Annotated in this window: 1 protein-coding gene; it reads right to left on the reverse strand. The window is 61.3% G+C overall.

Features of this window, described 5'->3' with window-relative positions:
* Window positions 1–315: 315 nt before the first annotated feature.
* Window positions 316–1,377, reverse strand: coding sequence for an IS110 family transposase (locus tag KIP88_RS45715; RefSeq protein ID WP_214494608.1), 1,062 nt, complete (start codon window positions 1,375–1,377; stop codon window positions 316–318).
* Window positions 1,378–1,457: the final 80 nt, after the last annotated feature.

Consider the following 1,457-nt stretch of genomic DNA (forward strand, 5'->3'; position numbering starts at 1 on the left):
TGTATGGTCCGGCCGTGCGTTGCAAGAGGTTTTCGTCGAGCTGGCATTCAGCGGTCTTGCATCAATGTATCCGGTCTCTGATTGGAGCTGGTCTGCTCCGGACCATCATGGATATCAGCGCGCGTGCGTTCTCGTTAGCGGACAGGCCTCAACGGGCCATTTGGGTCACCAGTTTTCGCATGCGCCGGGAAGACCGATCCTCCATCTCTTCTCATCCTCTCGCAGACCTCGGCAGGTAGCGTGTTTTTGCTCTGGCTACGTCATTGCGGGTTCCTCATTTGAGCGGTCTCTGTGGCCGTCAGTGTGGAGTTAGGATCAGGTTGGCGGGGGCGCGGCCTGATTGATCTTCTGTACCTCGAAGGCCCGGCCACGAGCCAGAACGCTCCAGGCGATGCGGGCGAGCTTGTTGGCGAGGGCGATTGCCAGCACGTTGTGATGCAGCCGTTTCCCAGCCGCCTCGAGCCAGGGCTTGAGCCCGTGGCGCTCCCAGATCTTCGGTTTGATCAGCACGACCCACGCCGCCTGCACGAACAGAACTCGCAGGTAGCGATTGCCACGCCTGGATACCTTGCCGAGGATGGTACGGTCCCCGGTCGAGATCTGCTTGGGAACGAGCCCGAGCCAGGCGGCAAAATCTCGGCCCTTGGTGAACACATCGCCTGCGCCGATGGCGGCCACTATCGCGCTGGAGATGATCGGTCCGATGCCGGGCACGCTCATCAACCGTTCGCAACCGGCATCCTGGCGCGCGATGGTTTCGATCTCGTTCGACAAACCCTCGACCCGCTCATCGAGCCGGCGCCAGTCGCAGGCCAGATCTTGGACAATGCGGACCATGCTAGGCGACAGGACATCTGGCGGCATGGCCAGGATGCGCGGCAGTTCGGCGCGTAAAGAACGTATTCCCTGACGCACGGCAATGCTGCGCTCGAGCAGGAAGGCGCGGATCTGATTGATAATGCCGGTGCGCTGGCTGACCAACCGCTCCCGTACCCGATGCAGTGCCTGCAGGTCCAGCTGATCGGCGGTCTTGGTCGCGACGAACTTCATCGTCGGCCGCTGCACCGCTTCGGCGATTGCCTCCGCATCACGGAAGTCATTCTTTTGGCCCTTGGAATAGGGTCGCACGTACTTCGCCGGCATCAGACGAGCGTCGTGACCAAGCGCCCTGAGCCGACGACTGAGATGATGCGCCCCGACACAGGCCTCCATACCAATCAGACAGGGTGACATATTGGCAAACCGGGTCTCAACCTGGCTGCGCGACCATTTTTGCCGCAGAACAATCTCTCCGCGGCCGTCCTGACCAACAATGTGGAACGAGTTCTTACCGATATCGATGCCGACAACGGCAACCCCGGTGTTCTGCTGAGACATGGCGTGCTCCTCGTCTTTGGCGCCCCTTGCCAGCTTCAATCGCTGGCGGGGCAGGAGCACGGCCGGACCATCCCATTAGC

Origin of the sequence: Bradyrhizobium sp. SRL28 (genome assembly GCF_018596315.1) — a bacterium.
Classification (GTDB): Bacteria; Pseudomonadota; Alphaproteobacteria; order Rhizobiales; family Xanthobacteraceae; genus Bradyrhizobium.

Bases quoted from the DNA above. Each gene is read 5' to 3' on its own strand.
- KIP88_RS45715 (WP_214494608.1), bottom strand. From the start codon at position 1,377: ATGTCTCAGCAGAACACCGGGGTTGCCGTTGTCGGCATCGATATCGGT.